This is a genomic window from Streptomyces carpinensis (genome assembly GCF_002154505.1).
GTDB classification, from domain to species: Bacteria; Actinomycetota; Actinomycetes; order Streptomycetales; family Streptomycetaceae; genus Streptomyces; species Streptomyces carpinensis.
This window is the reverse complement of sequence record NZ_MUBM01000793.1, coordinates 1-645: the sequence shown is the minus strand read 5'-3', so window position 1 is coordinate 645 and position 645 is coordinate 1. Positions and strand designations below refer to the sequence as shown.

The window sequence follows — 645 nt, the reverse complement described above, 5'->3', positions numbered from 1 at the left end:
CCGACGAGCAGCGCAACGCCCCGGACCCCGTGTGGTGGGAGCACATGGGCCGGATCACCGCGCCCACCCTGCTCGTCGCCGGCGGGCCGCGCAGCTTCATCCCGCAGGAGCAGATCACCACCCTCGCCGGGCTGATCCCGGACGCCCGCGTCGTCACCGTCGACGCCGGGCACCTCGTGCACGAGACGCGGCCCGAGGAGTTCCTGACCGTGGTCGAACCTTTCCTGGCGGACTGACACGGCGGACTGACACGGCGGCCTGCCACCGCCACAGCCTCCCCTGATCCACTCGGCTCGCGGCAGCGCTGCGCCCGGACTCCTGAAAGGTCCCCCTCACGTGGCCTGTCGGCACCCCGGCACGATCGCTAGGCTGGCCCGCGGACGACGAATCGGGAGGAGCACGGACGTGGCCGAGACTACTGTCCAGCAGCACCCGCTCGCGGGATGGGACAAGCCGGAGCTGGACCTCAGCAACGCCGAGTGGCAGTCCAGCAGCCGCGGCGTGGGAGATGTCCAGATCGCCTTTGTCGAGGGATTCATCGCGATGCGCAACAGCGGCCGTCCGGAGAGTCCCTCCCTGATCTTCACCCCGGCCGAATGGGGCGCGTTCGTCTCGGGGGCACGGGAGGGCGAGTTCGACCTCACC

The 645-nt window shown here is 70.7% G+C and carries 2 protein-coding genes; both read left to right on the top strand.

All coding sequences use genetic code 11. The annotated features are described in order from the left end of the window. Positions 1-236: alpha/beta fold hydrolase (locus BZY54_RS48815; RefSeq protein ID WP_244217737.1), on the top strand; the 236-nt coding region annotated here is incomplete at its 5' end. 169 nt (positions 237-405) lie between these two features. Then, positions 406-645: DUF397 domain-containing protein (locus tag BZY54_RS48810; protein ID WP_086731602.1), on the top strand; the 240-nt coding region annotated here is incomplete at its 3' end.